Annotated in this window: 15 protein-coding genes; 7 read left to right on the top strand and 8 right to left on the bottom strand. The window is 71.6% G+C overall.

Annotated elements, in window-relative coordinates; genetic code table 11:
* Positions 1 to 27 precede the first annotated feature (27 nt).
* Positions 28 to 618, bottom strand: coding sequence for a helix-turn-helix domain-containing protein (locus ACGIF2_RS07665; protein ID WP_396045180.1), 591 nt, complete (start codon positions 616 to 618; stop codon positions 28 to 30).
* 66 nt (positions 619 to 684) lie between these two features.
* Between ACGIF2_RS07665 and ACGIF2_RS07660 the strand changes: the two genes are divergently transcribed.
* On the top strand, positions 685 to 2,232 hold the full coding sequence (locus tag ACGIF2_RS07660) for a methyltransferase domain-containing protein (RefSeq protein ID WP_396045178.1): 1,548 nt from the start codon (positions 685 to 687) through the stop codon (positions 2,230 to 2,232).
* A 6-nt stretch (positions 2,233 to 2,238) separates the two neighbouring features.
* On the opposite strand, the gene ACGIF2_RS07655 is transcribed toward ACGIF2_RS07660, so the two are convergent.
* Together ACGIF2_RS07655 and ACGIF2_RS07650 are read right to left on the bottom strand one after the other, a co-directional pair.
* Positions 2,239 to 3,795: a SulP family inorganic anion transporter gene (locus ACGIF2_RS07655; protein ID WP_396045176.1), complete on the bottom strand. Its 1,557-nt coding sequence runs from the start codon at positions 3,793 to 3,795 to the stop codon at positions 2,239 to 2,241.
* 179 nt (positions 3,796 to 3,974) lie between these two features.
* A complete protein-coding gene (locus tag ACGIF2_RS07650; RefSeq protein ID WP_396045174.1) occupies positions 3,975 to 4,361 on the bottom strand; it encodes a winged helix-turn-helix transcriptional regulator in 387 nt (128 codons plus the stop codon).
* Positions 4,362 to 4,468: 107 nt separating this feature from the next.
* Between ACGIF2_RS07650 and ACGIF2_RS07645 the strand changes: the two genes are divergently transcribed.
* The 3 genes from ACGIF2_RS07645 (at position 4,469) to ACGIF2_RS07635 (ending at position 5,758) form a co-directional block, all read left to right on the top strand.
* Positions 4,469 to 4,840 carry a DoxX family protein gene (locus ACGIF2_RS07645; RefSeq protein WP_396045172.1) on the top strand — a complete coding sequence of 124 codons (372 nt, stop codon included), beginning with the start codon at positions 4,469 to 4,471 and terminating at the stop codon, positions 4,838 to 4,840.
* Positions 4,841 to 4,949: 109 nt separating this feature from the next.
* Positions 4,950 to 5,366, top strand: coding sequence for a GNAT family N-acetyltransferase (locus ACGIF2_RS07640; RefSeq protein WP_396045170.1), 417 nt, complete (start codon positions 4,950 to 4,952; stop codon positions 5,364 to 5,366).
* A 50-nt stretch (positions 5,367 to 5,416) separates the two neighbouring features.
* Positions 5,417 to 5,758 carry a hypothetical protein gene (locus ACGIF2_RS07635; protein WP_396045168.1) on the top strand — a complete coding sequence of 114 codons (342 nt, stop codon included), beginning with the start codon at positions 5,417 to 5,419 and terminating at the stop codon, positions 5,756 to 5,758.
* A 114-nt stretch (positions 5,759 to 5,872) separates the two neighbouring features.
* Here the strand turns inward: ACGIF2_RS07635 and ACGIF2_RS07630 are convergent, their stop codons facing one another.
* The gene (locus tag ACGIF2_RS07630) at positions 5,873 to 7,522 is read right to left on the bottom strand and encodes a CocE/NonD family hydrolase (protein WP_396045166.1); all 1,650 of its coding nucleotides are present in this window, start codon (positions 7,520 to 7,522) and stop codon (positions 5,873 to 5,875) included.
* Positions 7,523 to 7,848: 326 nt separating this feature from the next.
* On the opposite strand from ACGIF2_RS07630, the gene ACGIF2_RS07625 reads away from it, so the two are divergent.
* Both ACGIF2_RS07625 and ACGIF2_RS07620 read left to right on the top strand, forming a co-directional pair.
* Complete coding sequence (locus ACGIF2_RS07625; RefSeq protein ID WP_396045164.1) at positions 7,849 to 10,314, top strand: non-reducing end alpha-L-arabinofuranosidase family hydrolase; 2,466 nt, start codon at positions 7,849 to 7,851, stop codon at positions 10,312 to 10,314.
* Between the two features lie 233 nt (positions 10,315 to 10,547).
* Positions 10,548 to 12,023 carry an MFS transporter gene (locus ACGIF2_RS07620; RefSeq protein WP_396045162.1) on the top strand — a complete coding sequence of 492 codons (1,476 nt, stop codon included), beginning with the start codon at positions 10,548 to 10,550 and terminating at the stop codon, positions 12,021 to 12,023.
* A gap of 223 nt (positions 12,024 to 12,246) precedes the next feature.
* Here ACGIF2_RS07620 and ACGIF2_RS07615 read toward each other — a convergent pair whose 3' ends face one another.
* The 4 genes from ACGIF2_RS07615 to ACGIF2_RS07600 all read right to left on the bottom strand — a co-directional run bounded on the left by ACGIF2_RS07615 (position 12,247) and on the right by ACGIF2_RS07600 (position 15,816).
* On the bottom strand, positions 12,247 to 12,642 hold the full coding sequence (locus tag ACGIF2_RS07615; protein ID WP_396045160.1) for a hypothetical protein: 396 nt from the start codon (positions 12,640 to 12,642) through the stop codon (positions 12,247 to 12,249).
* A gap of 260 nt (positions 12,643 to 12,902) precedes the next feature.
* Positions 12,903 to 13,595, bottom strand: a complete 693-nt coding sequence (locus ACGIF2_RS07610; protein ID WP_396045158.1) for a response regulator — start codon at positions 13,593 to 13,595, stop codon at positions 12,903 to 12,905.
* Positions 13,592 to 14,872 (bottom strand): sensor histidine kinase, encoded by a 1,281-nt coding sequence (locus ACGIF2_RS07605; protein WP_396045156.1) that lies wholly within the window; start codon positions 14,870 to 14,872, stop codon positions 13,592 to 13,594. The genes ACGIF2_RS07610 and ACGIF2_RS07605 overlap by 4 nt, the downstream gene beginning before the upstream one ends.
* A gap of 5 nt (positions 14,873 to 14,877) precedes the next feature.
* On the bottom strand, positions 14,878 to 15,816 hold the full coding sequence (locus tag ACGIF2_RS07600; protein WP_396045153.1) for a CPBP family intramembrane glutamic endopeptidase: 939 nt from the start codon (positions 15,814 to 15,816) through the stop codon (positions 14,878 to 14,880).
* A gap of 190 nt (positions 15,817 to 16,006) precedes the next feature.
* On the opposite strand from ACGIF2_RS07600, the gene ACGIF2_RS07595 reads away from it, so the two are divergent.
* Positions 16,007 to 16,339: a GNAT family N-acetyltransferase gene (locus ACGIF2_RS07595; protein WP_396045151.1), complete on the top strand. Its 333-nt coding sequence runs from the start codon at positions 16,007 to 16,009 to the stop codon at positions 16,337 to 16,339.
* Positions 16,340 to 16,390: the final 51 nt, after the last annotated feature.

The following is a 16,390-nucleotide window of genomic DNA, read 5'->3' as shown; positions in this document are numbered from 1 at the left end:
CGGCGCGGGCGGCCGCGAGGGTGCGGGTCAGCCTCGGTCGGCTGTGCGCGGGCGGGCTCGGACGTGCATCCGCTCGCCCTGGCGACCGAACAGGCTGAGGATCTCGGCGGGGTGCGGCCCGGGGTTGCCGACGAAGTGCGGCAGGTTCGTGTCGAACTCCGCGACCTCCCCGACGCTCAGGGTCACGTCCTGGTCGCCGAGCAGCAGGCGCACCTGGCCGGACAGCACGTACATCCACTCGTAGCCGGGGTGGACCGACAGCTCGGGCGGCGCCGTCGGCCAGTTCGGGGCGATGACCTGCTTGTAGGCCTGCACGCCGCCGGGACGGCGGGTCAGCGGGATGTACGTCGAGCCACGCACCCGCAGCGGGGTGAGGTGGATGCGCGGATCGCCCGTCGCGGGGGCCTTGACGAGCTCGTCGAGGTGGACCTGGTAGGTCTCGGCCAGCGGCAGCAGCAGCTCGAGGGTGGGCCGCCGCAGCCCGGACTCCAGGCGCGACAGGGTGCTGATCGAGATCCCCGTCGCCTCGGAGACGTCAGCCAGCGTCCGCCGGCTCTTCAGGCGCAGCGCCCGCAGCCGTGGTCCGACCGCCTTCAGCACGTCCTGGTGGTTCGCCATGCCCCCACTTTGCCGTATCGGCAACAAACCTAGGTAGACCTGGGGCTGGGCACGGACGCTGGACCCATGGACGACGAGACGTACGACGTGGTGGTCATCGGTGGCGGCGCTGCCGGGCTGAGCGGGGCGTTGGCCCTGGGCAGGGCACGCCGATCGGTGCTGGTGGTCGACGCGGGCGAGCCGCGCAACGCTCCCGCCGGGCACGTGCACAACTACCTGGGGCGCGAGGGGACCCCGCCGGGCGAGCTGCTCGCGATCGGCCGCCGCGAGGTGCAGCAGTACGGCGTGCAGGTCCACGACGGCACCGTTCGAGACGTGAGCAGACAGCCCGACGGCACCTTCCTCGTGACACTGGCCGACCGGTCGGTCGCCGCCCGACGCCTGCTCGTCACCACAGGTCTCGTCGACGAGCTGCCGGACGTCCCCGGGGTCGCCGAGGGTTGGGGCCGCACCGTGCTGCACTGCCCCTACTGCCACGGGTGGGAGGTGCGCGACCAGGCGCTCGGCGTCCTCGCGACCAGCGCCCTCGCCGTGCACCAGGCCCTGATGTTCCGGCAGTGGAGCGCCGACGTCGTGCTGTTCCTGCACACGGCGCCGCAGCCGACCGACGACGAGGCCGAGCAGCTCGCGGCCCGCGGCATCCGGGTGGTCGAGGGCGAGGTCGCCGCGTGGGAGCCCGACGGCGTCCGTCTCGCCGACGGCGAGCTGGTCCCGCGGCAGGCGCTGGTCGTCGCAACGACGCTCCATGCCCGCGCCGACGCGCTGGTCACGCTCGGCCTGACGACCACCGACCTCGAGATGGGCGGGCAGGTGGTCGGCAGCTTCGTCGCGTCCGACCCGACCGGCATGACGGCCGTGCCCGGCGTCTGGGTGGCCGGCAACGTCGCCGATCCGCGAGCGCAGGTCATCACGTCGGCCGCCGCGGGCCTCACCGCGGGGGCAGCCCTCAACGGCGACCTGATCGCCGAGGACACCCGCATCGCCGTCGACGAGCACCGCGTGTTCGGCCAGGACGCCTGGGAAGCCCGGTACCGGGAGAAGGAGGACCGGATCTGGAGCGGCCGGCCCAACCCCGTCCTGGTCGCCGAGGCCACCGACCTGGCACCCGGCTCCGCGTTGGACGTGGGCTGCGGCGAGGGGGCCGATGCGCTGTGGCTGGCTGCCCGCGGCTGGCGGGTGACCGCCACGGACATCTCCACGGTGGCCCTCGCGCGCGCCGCCGCCCAGGCCGAGGCGCAGGGCCTGGACGTGGGGTGGCGGCACGCGGACCTGCTCGCGGACCCGCCCGAGGCCGACGCCTACGACCTGGTCACAGCCCAGTTCATGCACCTGCCGGCGGACGCCAGGGTCCGGATGTTCGGCCGGCTCGCGGAGGCGGTCGCACCCGGCGGCACGTTGCTGCTGGTGGGCCACCACCCCCTGGACCTGCAGGTGCTGCCCCGCCTGAGGCTGCGCAGCATGCTCTTCACTCCCGAGCAGCTCGTCGCCGAGCTGGCCCTCGACCCCGACACCTGGCAGGTGCTCGTCGCCGAGGCCCGCCCCCGGCAGGCCGAAGACCCCGACGGGCACCCGATCACCGTGCACGACACCGTCCTGCGAGCACGCAGGACCTGACCCGGTCTAGTGGCCGGCGCCGAGGTTCCCGGCGAGGCGGTCGTGGCGGGCGGCGCTGTCGGGGTTCAGGCCGACGATGGTGACCGTCTTGCCCTTGGCCGCGTACCGGGTGGTGATGGCGTCGAGGGTGGCGACGGTCGAGGCGTCCCAGACGTGCGCGTTCGTCATGTCGATGACGACGTCCTGCGGGTCGCCCGCATAGTCGAACTGGTAGACGAGGTCGTTGGAGGACGCGAAGAACAGCTCGCCCTCGACGGCGTAGACGCGTCGGGCGTCGTCATCGTCGGCGGAGTCCACGCGGGTCACTGTCGTGAAGTGCGCGACGCGGCGGGCGAACAGGACCATCGCCACGAGCACGCCGACGATCACGCCGTAGGCGAGGTTGTGCGTGGCGACCGTGACCGCGACGGTCGCGACCATGACGGTGGTCTCGGACTTCGGCATGCGGCGCAGCGTGGAGGGGCGCACCGAGTGCCAGTCGAACGTGCCGACCGACACCATGATCATGACCGCGACCAGGGCCGCCATCGGGATGATCGCGACGACGTCGCCGAGCCCCACGACGAGGACCAGCAGGAACGCCCCCGCCAGGAACGTCGAGATGCGGGTGCGGGCACCCGAGACCTTCACGTTGATCATGGTCTGGCCGATCATGGCGCACCCGCCCATGCCGCCGAAGAAGCCGGTGATGATGTTCGCGGTGCCCTGCCCCCATGCCTCCCGGGTCTTGTTGGAGCGGGTGTCGGTGACGTCGTCGACGAGCTTCGCGGTGAGCAACGACTCGAGGATCCCGACGAGGGCCATCGCGAGGGCGAACGGGGCGATGATGCGCAACGTCGCCAGATCGAACGGGACGTCGGGCAGGGCGAGAGAGGGCAGCGAGTCGGGCAGCGCACCTTCGTCGCCCACGGTCGGGACGTTGATCGAGGCCAGGACGGTCGTGGCCGTCAGGAGCACGATCGCAACCAGCGGGGCCGGCACCACCGTGGTCCAGCGCGGCAGGAGGACCATGATCGCGATGCCGACGGCGACCAGCGGGAAGACCATCCACGGCACCCCGGTCAGGTGCGGGAGCTGCGACACGAAGATGAGGATCGCCAGCGCGTTGACGAACCCGACCATCACCGCGCGCGGGATGAACCGCATGACCTTCGCGATGCCCAGCAGCCCGAGCGCCACCTGGATGACCCCGCCCAGGATCACGGTCGCGACCAGGTAGTCGAGGCCGTGCTCGCGCACCACCGGCGCGACCACCAGGGCGACCGCGCCGGTCGCGGCCGAGATCATCGCGGGGCGCCCACCGAGGAACGCGATCGAGACCGCCATCGTGAACGACGCGAACAGGCCGATGCGCGGGTCGACACCCGCGATGATCGAGAACGCGATCGCCTCGGGGATCAGCGCGAGCGCGACGACGAGGCCTGCGAGGACCTCGGTCTTGAGCCGCCGCGGGGACCGCAGCGCCGCCAGCACGGAGTGCACCTCGTCGGCCGCGGGCGCACCCGGCGAGGGCTGCGGACGCGCGGCGACGTCGGGCAGGGAGGCACGGAGCGCGCTGGGCACAGTGAGGTTCCGTTCACGGTCTCGGGGCACGGGTGCCCCACGACCAGGTCGCGCGACCTGGCCTGATGGACAAGGCGGGGGTGCGCGCAGCACTGCACACGACGGCGGCGAGGGCGGGCCGGAACGACGGCCGGGCGCACTCGCGCCGGTTCAGACTACCGGCGACCCCAGGAAGGTGGTCAGCTCGCGGGCTGTCTCGCCGCGTCGTAGGCCGCCTGACCGCGCTCGATCGCCGGGTTGTGCTCGACCGCCCACTCGGCGAGCGCGACTGCCGGGCCGATCAAGGTCCGGCCCATGCCCGTGAGCTCGTACTCCACGCGCGGAGGCACCTCGGCATGCACCGTGCGCAGCACCAGACCGTCCCGCTCGAGGTGTCGCACCGTGAGCGACAGCATGCGCTGCGAGATGCCCGGGACGCGCCGCTGCAGCTCGGTGAAGCGCAACCTCTCCCCCTCGAGCGTCGCGACGACCAGCAGCGTCCACTTGTCACCGATCCGGTCGAGGATCCCCCGGATGGCCCGCCCGGCGTCACCGCGGATCAGGCACGCCTGCTCGTACTGCGACATGCGCTGCTCCCTGTCAGTCACGCACACGGATGTGGCTTTTGTAGCCGTCTCGACGGTGACCCACGATGTGGCTGCTCATCGTTCGTCACCCACGCCGGAGGAATCCCATGACCGTCGCCTACTGGATCGTCGCAGGCCTGCTCAGCGTCCTCTACCTCTACTCCGGGGGAAAGAAGGTGCTGCAGACGAAAGACCAGCTGCGGCCCATGATGGCCTGGGTCGACGACATGCCGCTGGGTCTGGTCCGCACCATCGGGGTGCTGGAGCTGCTCGGGGTGGTCGGGCTGGTGCTCCCGCCGCTGACCGGTGTCGCGCCGGAGCTCGCGCTGGCCGCGGCGATCGGGCTGGTGCTGCTGCAGATCGGGGCCGCGGGCCTGCACCTGTCGCGCGGCGAGGCCAAGAACATCGGGCTGAACCTGACGCTGCTGGTCCTCGCCGGCGTCGCGGCCTGGCTCGCGGCGATCGTCTGGGTCGGCTGACGTCCGAGCCAGCGGTGACGTCCCGTCGAACCCCACTGGACGCTCGCCCCGCCGCGGTCGATATCGTCACGAGTCGGCCCGCCTGCCCATCGCATCAAGGAGCCCTCCCGTGCCTCGTCCCGCTGGCGAACCCCTCCACTACGAGTGGCGAGGGACCTTCACCAACGAGGAGGTCAACGCCCTGCACGCGGAGGCTTTCGACCACCGCCTGGTGGACGACGACTGGAACGGCCAGCTGGACCGGCTCAGCCTGGGATGGGTCATCGCCTGCGACGACCAGGGCCTCGTCGGCTTCGTCAACATCATCTGGGACGGCGGCGTCCATGCCTTCGTCGAGGACACCTCCGTCGCTCTCCGGTCCCGCCGCCAAGGGATCGGCGAACGGCTGATCGCCGTCGCGCGTGAGCACTCCGCCGCCGCTGGCTGCGAGTGGTTGCACGTGGACTTCGACGACGACCTGCGCAACTTCTACTTCGACGCGTGCGGGTTCGTCCCGACGAACGCCGGCCTCATCAAGCTCAGGTGACGCGGGTGCAGTACGCGCCGGTCCGGACGTCGCGTGGCACCATTCACCGCGTGGAGACTGTCACGCTCTGGCGTCCGACCGGCCCGGAAGAGCTCGCTTTGGTCGAGGCGTCTGCTTGGCGTGAGTGGCCGCCACGGTTGCCTGATCAGCCGATCTTCTACCCCGTGCTCAACGAGGACTACGCGACCAAGATCGCCCGCGACTGGAACGTCAAGGCAAGTGGTGTCGGCTACGTGACGCGCTTCGAGGTCGAGAAGGCGTTCTTGGATCGCTACGAGGTCCAGCAGGCCGGCGGTCAGACGATCCTGGAGTACTGGATCCCCGCGGAGGACCTCCAGGACCTCAACCGGCACATCGTCGGGTCGATCGAGGTCGTGGCCGAGTACCGGTAGCGAGCACCGGGGGCCCGGCCCGCATCGCGGCTCCGAGTGCAGCGCCGAGCGCAGCGCCGAGCGCAGCGCCGAGCGCACCCCGCGGGAGCGGCGCCGTGACGGACCGTCGCGTGCTCACGGTGCGACGGGCAGGACGAGCCGCGACGGGTGGGGACCGTCGTGGTGCACCTGCTGGTGGGCCACCCGGAACTGCGACCGGTCGGTGACCCCTGCTCCGGTGCCCGTCCCGGGGTTGGGGTCGAAGCGGGGGAAGTTGGAGCTGGAGATGTCCAGGCGCAGGCGGTGGCCCGCCCGGAACAGGTACGCGGTGGCGCCGAGCTCCACGGGGACCTCGTGGACCTCGGCGGGTGGGACCAGCTCGCCCAGCACCTCGCGGACCCGGGCGATCCCGTCGAGCACCGCGATGGCCGTGCCGTCGGGGTGCACGTCGACGAGCTTCGCGGTCCAGTCGGTGTCCACCGCGTCCGTCGCCGCGAACAGGTGGACCACCACGTCGCCCAGCACCGTGAGGTCGTCGGCGAGCGGCGGGGACACGAAGTGCAGCACGTCGGCCCGATCGTCGAGCGGGCGCTGGTCCCACGGTCCGGCCCCTCGGGCGGCGTCGCCGCGGGCGAACAGGTTGGGTCCCCCGACCGTCGGCACCGGGTCGCACGGGTCGAAGACGAACGTGGACGGTTCGGCAGTGCCGTCCACGACCTCCGGCGCCAGCCCACCATCGGGGGCGAGATGCCACGGCGTCGGGGCCGTGCCCGGCGGCGGCCACGCCTCGAGGTCCCGCCACTCGTTCTCACCCATCACGAAGACGCGGACCCGCGGGCCGGTCGCCTCGTCGGGCGCACCGGTCGCGTGCGCCACCAGGAACTCGATGCCGTCCGCACCCAGGTGCTCGGCGCCGCGTGCGGCCGCGCGCCCGTAGTCGACCTCGCCCATCGCCTGTGCGGGGAAGCCGTGACCCCACGGCCCGACGACCAGCCGGGACGCGGGGTGCTGCGCGACGGCGAACTGCTGCAACGTGAGGTCCCGGAACAGGTCGTGCCAGCCGGCGACGAACAGCGTCGGCACGGCCGGTCGGGGCGGGAGCGCCCGCTCCTGCCACCAGGGGTCACCGGCCGGGTGGGTCATCCAGTCCCGCCAGGCGGGGAAGCGCCGGTCCAGCAGCGGGATGTCGGCGAGCGGCGCTGTGCGGGCAGCGGCGTCGGGGTCGGCCGCGAGCTCCTCCCACTCGGCGAGCTCGGCCGTCATGTCCTCGCCCCGCGCCGCCGCGCGCATCAGCTCCCCGCGCGACATCGCCGTCGCCCAGCTGAGAGCCGAGCCCAGCACCACCGCGCCGCCGCGGTAGATGATCCCCACGGGGTCGCCCGGGCACACCCCCAGGTGCATCGCGCGCAGTGCCGGGTGACCGGTGGATGCCAGGTACAGCTGGGTCTGCGCCAGGTAGGAGCGTCCCCAGCCCACCACCGACCCCGTGGACCACGGCTGCTGCGAGCACCACTCGATCACCGCGTGCGCGTCCTCGACGTGCCGTCGCCACGGCACGAACGTGCCCTCCGACGAGCCGGTGCCGCGCAGGGCCACGACGACGACCGCGAGGCCGCGGGCCACGAGCTCCGACTCCCCCATCTCCTGCCGGGCGGCGTCCACCGGGTAGGGGGTGAGCGCCAGCACGACGGGCACCGGGTGGGTCGTCACCGGCCGATGGACCGTGGCGCGCAGGGTCGTCCCGTCGGGAAGCGTGATCGGCACGAGCTGCTCGACCTGGCTCATGGTGGCTCCTTTGCCGCGAGCTCTGATGTTGTGGCGCCGGTCCCCCATCTGGCGAACTAAATCGTTTCACATCTGGAACCCGCGTCGGCACCGGTGCCAGTGTGAGCGCTCACTCGGCCTTGGAGATCGTTTTCGTCCTTCCCACAGGCACACCCCACCGGCGCGGACAACGGACGTCCGCACGAGCTGGGGTCCGGTCGGCGGCGCACACGCGTGCCCGCAGGCAGGAGTCCGGCAGCGGCCCGCCGGCTGGCGAAGAACGGGACGGCTCACTCGGTCCCGCCCACCTGTCGGCGACGCCAGGTGCTCGAAAGAGAGAGGCCCGCATGACCCCCTCACCACGACGGAGACGACAAGCACTCGCCGCCACCACCCTGTCCGCCGCGCTCGTGCTCGCCGGACTGTCCGCGGCCGGCCCGGCCCAGGCTGCAGCCAGCACCCTGGGCGCGGCCGCCGCACAGAGCGGTCGCTACTTCGGCACCGCACTGGCGGCAGGAAAGCTCAGCGACTCGGCCTACACGACCATCGCCAACCGTGAGTTCTCCATGATCACGGCCGAGAACGAGATGAAGATGGACGCGACGGAGCCGTCGCAGAACCAGTTCAACTTCACCAACGGCGACCGGATCCTCAACTGGGCCACCAGCAACGGGAAGACGGTGCGCGGCCACGCCTTGGCCTGGCACCAGCAGCAGCCGGGCTGGATGCAGAACTTGTCCGGGACCGCCCTGCGCAACGCCATGATCAACCACATCACCCAGGTGGCCACGCACTACAAGGGCAAGATCCACACCTGGGACGTCGTGAACGAGGCGTTCGCCGACGGCTCCTCAGGCGGGCGCCGCGACTCCAACCTGCAGCGCACGGGCAACGACTGGATCGAGGCCGCCTTCCGGGCAGCCCGCGCCGCCGACCCCAACGCCAAGCTCTGCTACAACGACTACAACACCGACGGGATCAACGCGAAGTCCACGGGCATCTACAACATGGTCCGCGACTTCAAGTCCCGCGGCGTGCCCATCGACTGCGTCGGTCTCCAGAGCCACCTCGGGACGACGATCGCGAGCGACTACCAGGCCAACATCCAACGGTTCGCGGACCTCGGCGTGGACGTGCAGATCACCGAGCTCGACGTCGCGCAGGGCGGCAACCAGGCGAACATCTACCAGACCGTGACGCGCGCCTGCCTGGCGGTGGCGCGATGCACCGGCATCACGGTGTGGGGCGTGCGTGACAACGACTCCTGGCGCACCGGGGAGAACCCGCTGCTCTTCGACTCGTCCGGCAACAAGAAGGCCGCGTACACCTCCACGCTCGACGCTCTCAACGCGGCGACCCCGACCACCACCCCGACACCGACACCCACCACGACGCCGACCCCCACACCCACCACGACGCCGACCCCGACACCCACCACGACCACGCCGCCGGCCGGCGCCGGCTGCACGGTCACGTACGCCGCACCGAGCCAGTGGAACAACGGGTTCACCGCCAACGTGCGGATCACGAACCATGGCTCCGCGATCAACGGCTGGAACCTGACCTGGGCGTTCCCCGGCAACCAGACCGTGCAGCAGGCCTGGAGCGCCGCTGTGACGCAGAGCGGCAACCAGGTGACCGCGCGCAACGTCGACTACAACGCGCAGATCGCCGCAGGCGGCACCACGGAGTTCGGCTTCAACGGTGCGTTCAGCGGCACCAACACCAACCCGACGAGCTTCCGGCTCAACGGCACGCTGTGCAACGGCAGCGTCAACCCCACGCCGACACCCACGACCACCCCGACGCCTTCCACCAGCCCGACGCCCACGCCGACACCGACCGCATCCACCGGTGCCCTCCCGTCGAGCTTCCGGTGGTCGTCCAGCGGGGCGCTCATCAGCCCCAAGCCCGACAGCTCGCACGCCGTGACCTCGGTCAAGGACCCGACCGTCGTGTACGCCAACGGCAAGTGGCACGTCTTCGCCACGGTCTGGGCCAACGGCTACAACATGATGTACACGAGCTTCACGGACTGGTCGCAGGCCTCGTCCGCGACGCCCTACTACCTCGACCGGTCCGGCATCGGCTCCGGGTACCGCGCGGCACCCCAGGTGTTCTGGTTCGCCCCGCAGAACCAGTGGTACCTCGTCTACCAGACCGGCGCCGGGGGCTCGTACTCGACCACCACTGACATCTCCAACCCCGCGTCCTGGTCGGCTCCGAAGAACTTCTACTCCTCGCAGCCGCAGATCATCAGCGACAACATCGGCAACGGGTACTGGGTCGACTTCTGGACCGTCTGCGACACCGCGAAGTGCTACCTGTTCTCCTCCGACGACAACGGGCACCTGTACCGCTCGGAGACGACGGTCGCGAACTTCCCGAACGGCTTCACCAACACCGTCATCGCGATGCAGGACTCCAACCGCAACCGCCTGTTCGAGGCCTCGAACATCTACAAGATCGCCGGGCAGAACAGCTGGCTCATGGTCCACGAGGCCATCGGGTCAGACGGCAAGCGGTACTTCCGGTCCTGGACGGCCCCGTCCATCACCGGCTCCTGGTCGGCGCTGGCCGACACCGAGGCCAACCCCTTCGCCCGGGCCAACAACGTCACGTTCCCGGCCGGCGCCTGGACGCGCGACATCAGCCACGGCGAGATGGTGCGCTCCGGCACCGACCAGACCATGGAGATCAGCCCCTGCAACCTGCGGTACCTCTACCAGGGGCTGGATCCGAACGCGTCCGGCGACTACAACGCGCTGCCCTGGCGGCTCGGGCTGCTGACGCAGACCAACACCAGCTGCTGAACCACTGAACCGCCGCTGACACGCTGGGGTGCCCGACCGCCGGATGGACGGCGGTCGGGCATCTCGGTGATTGCCCCGGCGCCCGCTCTTGCCCGGCACGTGCGCAGAACCCGTTTCGTTGTACAGTCCTGCCATCTGAAGTAGAGACGCAGGCCCGGACAGTTCTCGCGGCCGGCGCGCGCACGCGGCATCGGATGAGTCGCCACTTCTTCCCCGTGAAGGAGTGTGCCCAGATGTCCTCTTCGGCTCAGCAGCTCGCCACAGCCCAGCGCCCTGCTCGATCCCCTCGCACGCTGCGCGAGGCGTGGGTCGCTCTCGCCGGCCTGTCGGCCGTGTTCCTGTTCGAGATGCTCGACAACTCGATCCTCAACGTCGCCCTGCCCACCATCGGTCGCGAGCTGCACGCGTCGGCGTCAGCGTTGCAGCTGGTGACGAGCGCGTACGCCGTCGTCTTCGGCGGGCTCATGCTGGCCCTCAGCGCCCTGGCCGATCGCGTGGGACGGCGCAGGGTCATGCTCATCGGGCTGGCGCTGCTCGCCGCGGCGAGCCTGGCCACCGCCGTCGTCACGACCGCGGAGCAGCTCATCGTCGTCCGCGCCGCGATGGGTGTGGCCGCCGCGATGACGACGCCGGGATCGCTCGCCCTGGCCTTCCGCCTCTTCGACGACGATGCGCTGCGCGTCCGCGCGACGACGCTGATCTCCACGGTCGGGCTCATCGGGCTCGCCCTCGGACCCACGGTCGGCGGGTTCGTGCTGTCCTTCGCCCCGTGGCAGGTGCTGCTGCTCGTGAACGTACCGATCGCCGGGCTCGCCTTCGTCTGCATCCGCCATGGCATCGCCACCGACGACCCGAGCGATCTGCATCGCACCCCCATCGATGTCGCTGGCGCGATCCTGGGCACCCTGACGATCGTGCTGGCCCTGATCGGGCCGTCGCTGTTCGTCGAGATCGGGGCCGACTCGTGGCTCCCCTGGACGATCACCGCAGGGGCGGTCGGCGCGGCGATCACCTTCGTCGTGCGGGAGCGATCCGCTCGACACCCGCTCCTGGACCTCGCGCTGGTCGCACGCCCGCTCGTGTCGAGCGGTCTTGCGTTCAAGGCCGCCACGGGTCTGGCGACCGCGGGCCTCAGCTACCTGGTGACCCTGCAGCTGCAGCTCGCCTGGGGCTGGACGCCCGCGCAGGCGGCCATCGGCCTGCTGCCCCAGGTCGTCGTGCTCATCGCCGGCGGGGCTCTCGTCGGCCCGGTCGTGCAGCGACTCGGGTTCGACAAGGCAGCGTGGCTCAGTGCCGCCGCCGTCGTGTGCGGGCTGTCCGTCTACGCCGCGCTGGGCACGTACGCGTACGTGTGGGTCGCCGTCGCCCTGGTGCTCGTCGCCGCGGGCATGCGGGTCAACGGCGTCGTCGCGGGCACCAACGTCATGAGGGGCCTCCCGAAGGAGCGCACCACCATCGGCGCCGCCCTGGTCGACACCGCCAGCGAGGTCGCCACCGCCATCGGGATCGCCGTCTGCGGAACCATCCTCGCGGCGCTGTTCACCGGCGACGTCACGGCCTCCACCTGGACTGCCGCGCAGGCCGCGGAGTTCAGCCACGCCGTGAGGATCGGAGGATTGGTGCTGACAGCGCTCGCCGCCGTGCTCGTCTGCTGGGGAACCGCTCGCGCGCGACGCGGCACGCCCGCGGCGGCGACCCTCAACGCTTGACCGTCCAGGCGATGAGCTCCGGTGGGACCCGGTGAACCCGGTCATCCTCCGGCGGATCGCCGCCTCCGAACGTGTCGGGCGACGACAACGCCCCGCCCTGGCGGCTCGGGCCGCTGACGCAGACCACCACCCGCTGAACCCACCGAACCGCCGCTGACACGCTGGGATGCCCGACCGCCGGATGGACGGCGGTCGGGCATCTCGGTGTCCGCCCCGGCGCCCGCTATCGCCCGACGACCAGGAGCACCAGGCGGTTGCCCTGAGCCTCGAGGTACGCCGTCGTCTGCCAGTCGCCGGCCGAGAACGCCTCGTCGAGCGCATCCCCCTGCAACAGGTCACCCTCAGGCAGCGTCGCTTCGAGTCCGTCGGCGACCTCGGGCGCTCCCGCGGCGGGCTCAAGGTCTAGCGACGCACGCATCCCGTCAGCGGCCTCGTCGGGCAGGACGACCACGGCGTCGATCCAGTAGAGCGAGGGTCCCGGCGCCCGTGAGTCGCCGAGCGTGCCGCTCAACCACGTCGCGTCCGTGGCCGCGGACAGCGCCGGGATCCTGCTCACCAGCGGCTCCAGCTCGTGCCGGACCTCGCCCGTGCCGGACTTCGTCGGCGACTCGTCGGGCATGGTGCTTCTCGCGCTCGCAGGATCGGCCGACCCCGGCGTGCACGCCGCCATGGCTGCGCCGAGGAGCATCAGAACGGCGACGGTCCGGGGTGCCCGGGAGATCCGCGGTCTCATCGAGCGTCCTCTGTCTCTAGCGCGGATGTGGCTGCCGACGCGGGGTCTCCGATCGGCCAGGTGACGGTGCGGTCAAACCGGTCATGTCCCACCTCCCCGCGGGAGCGTAGCGGGAGACGGCAGGGCGCCGGGCGGTCCGTGCCCGATCAGCTTCCGATGTCGACGATGCCGTTCTGGTACGCCCACACCACCGCCTGGAGCCGCGACCTGACGCCGAGCTTCGGCATGGACCGGGCCAGGTGCGACTTCACCGTCGACACCTCGAGGAACAGCTCGCGCGCGATCTCCTCGTTGGACATGCCCTGCGCCAGCAGCAGCAGGATGTCGAGCTCACGCGGTGTCAGCAGCTCGCTCGCGCGTGCGGCCGTCACGGGCTGCGTCCGGCGCCGGGTCACGACCTCGCGGAGCACCCGCCTGGTCAGCTCGTTCGCGAGCATGCCGTGACCGGCGGCCACCGAGCGGACCGCCTCGATGAGCGTCGCGGGCTCGGCGTCCTTGAGCAGGAAGCCCGACGCGCCCGCCTCGAGAGCACCGAACAGGTACTCGTCGACGTCGAAGGTCGTCAGGACGAGGACGGGGATGGGGTCCGCCACGCCAGGGCCGCACAGCTCGCGCGTCGCGGTGATGCCGTCTTTGCCGGGCATGCGGATGTCCATGCAGACCACGTCGGGCCGGAGCGCGCGGGCGAGGTCGACCGCGGTCGCCCCGTCGGCGGCTTGCCCGACCACCTCGACGCCCGGCTCGGTGCCGAGCATCGTGGACAGGCCGGCGCGGACGAGCGGCTGGTCGTCGGCGACCAGCACCCGCACGGTCGCGAGGGCCGGTCTGAGGTCGCTCATGAGGCCTCCCCCGTGCTCGTCGTCTGCGCCGCAGGTACGACTGCGACAGGGATCGCGAGCGCGACCCGCCACCCACCGTCGTCGGTGGCCCCGTACCGGAGCGTGGCGCCGGTCAGCTCGGCACGCTCCCGCATCCCGACAAGACCGTAGCCGGGGTCGTGGTGGACCAGCGCCTCGCCGCGGCCGGGTGCGCTGTTGCGGACCAGCACCTCGACGTGTTCGCCCTCGCGCACGTCGAGCCGCACGGTGCAGCGCGCCCCGTGCGCGTGCCTGGCGGCGTTGGCCAGGGCCTCCTGGACGACCCGGTACGCCGCGAGCTGCGCGAGCGGGCCGATGGCGCCCGAGGCTGCCACCTCCTCGACGGGCCCGGACGTCTCGAGCGCGACGTCCAGACCTGACTCCTGCGCCCGCCCGACGAGGTCCGCGATGCCGGCCAGCGTCTCCACCCGTACCGGGCCGGCAGGGTCGGACGGCGCATCGGTGTCGCGCAGCAGCACCACGAGGTTCCGCAGGTCCCGCAGCATCGCCGTGCTCTGCTCGCGGACCTGCGCGACCGCGCGCTTGGCGCCCTCCGGGTCGACGTCGATCTGCCGGCCGATGGCCGCGGTCATCACCGCGATGCCCGAGAGGTGGTGGGCTGCGATGTCGTGCAGCTCGCGCGCCATCGCCGTCCGCTCCCGCTCGACGACCACCTGCACCAGGGCGTCACGCTCCCGGCTCTGCGCCTCGGCCGTGCCCGCGAGCGCGGCGTCGGCTTCACGCCGTGCGCCGACGAGGATCGCGAGCAAGAGCGGGAGGCCGACTGCCGCCAACCCCTGCAGCAGACCCCCGACGACCGCGGCCGACCCCGCACTGCTGGTCCGGATCCCGGCGGCGGTGACGCCCACGGCCACCAGGGCGCCGGCCCCGAGCAGGGTCGGCGCGAGCCGCCGGGCGGGCGGCGCGAGGGCCGCCCGGTACGTCGCGACGAGCACCGCCACGAGGCCGACACCGATGGCCTCGCCGAGGAACATGAGCGCGGGCAGCCCCGCGGCCACCGCGAGGAGCGCGGCGCGGGGGTACGCCCGCCACCCCCAGAGCACGACCGCCTGCAGGGTCAGCACCGCTGCCGACCACCACCACGCCGCGTCGCCGAACCCCGGCACGCCACGGGCGGCCGACGGGTCGGACTGCTGCACCATCACGGAGGCGGCGAGAAGGCTCATCGACAGCACCCAGCAGGCCGCCGGGACGACGTACGCCGTCCGGCGGCCGTGCTGAGCGAGGCGCTCGATCACCCACGTCACGATAGACGCGCCGCCACGCGCTGGTCAGCGCTCTCGCTGTCGAGGCTTTCCGGCTGGTAGCCGAGGCGCCCGCGGGTGCCGATGAGCACCACGACCGCGGCCACCGTCGCCCCCACCAGCAGCGCGTGCTGGCCCATGTCCCTGTGCATCGCGGGGAACATCTCGCCCCACACGGTCCCTGCCGTGTTGTTGATGCTCACGTGCAGCAGCATCGCCATCGGGAGGCTCTGCCCGGTCCGATTGAACACCCACGTCATCACGACGTTGAACGCGACGCAGAACGCGATGAGCTCGACCGGCCGGTACCAGGGCACGTCGGGCCAGCCGCCCCACTCCGTCAGGTACAGCGGGAGGTGCCACACGCCCCACATGACGCCGATGATGACCGCCGCCGAGGGTGCGCCCAGGAGTCGCTGCACGCGAACGAGCGCGAAGTCGCGCCAGCCCGGCTCCTCCGCGAGCCCGGTCGTCAGCATCTGCATGATGAGCCCGACGACGAGGGGAACCAGAATGGTCACGCGCGGCAGCTGCGCCTCACCGCCGGAGAACACCAGCGCGGACAGCACCATCGCGGCGGGGACGCCGACCAGGATGCCGACGTACCACCCCCAGTTGACCTTCCACCGCCACAGCCGCCGCACCCACGCACGCACCCCCGCACGGCCGTCCGCGACCGCGGTCACGAAGAGCGCGGCGCCGATGGGGCCGAGGTAGGCGCCAGGCAGCATGCCCAGGAGCTGTCCGCCGATGGCCCCGCCCGGAAACTGGAAGTTCCAGACGCCCAGGCCGTGCAGCGACAGGATGTACGGGATCCACGCGATCCAGCTGGCCGCGTTCGCCAGCACGAAGAACGACAGGATCGGGCGGCGCCGGACGACGTCGAGCGCGCCGCCGCGCCGGGGAGGTGCGGTGGCCTCAGCTGTGATGACGCTCATCGGGGGTCCTCTCGTCGAAGTGTGTCGGTGACGTGACTTGACGTTAGGAATCGGGGGCCTCGTGCCGCGCCGGGCAGAGGGACGAACGTCGGAGGTTGCATCGAAAGGTGGAGGCGGCAGACGGGTCAGGTCGCGCCTGCCGCAGGCGCGCGCTGGCTCCTGCCGGGTCGCTCTGCACGCCCTCGGGCTCGTGGTCGGTGTGGGCCTCGACCTGTTCTTCGCGGTGATGATCCGCGACTACGCGCTGGTGTGGATGGTGCTGCTGCCCACCGGGCTGTGGGCTCTCGAGGACGGCCAGCCAGTCGGAGCCGCCGTCACCGTGCTCTCCGACGACGTGCCCCTCGTCGCGTTTCTCTTCACCGTGCCGGACGCGGTGGGTCGAGGGGTGGCCACGCGGCTGGTCGGGCGGGTGTGCCAGGCGCTCGCGGCCGACGGGTACGACTCCGTCGCGCTGTGGGTCAGCGTCGCCAACGAGCGGGCTGCGCGCCTGTTCCGGCATCTAGGGTTCGTCGACATGCCGTGATCCTCGTCGCCGTGTCGGCGGCCGCGGTCCGCCGCGGAGGGCTGACCACCC

Source organism: Cellulomonas sp. P22 (assembly GCF_044392165.1).
This window is presented reverse-complemented; position numbering and strand designations above follow the sequence as displayed.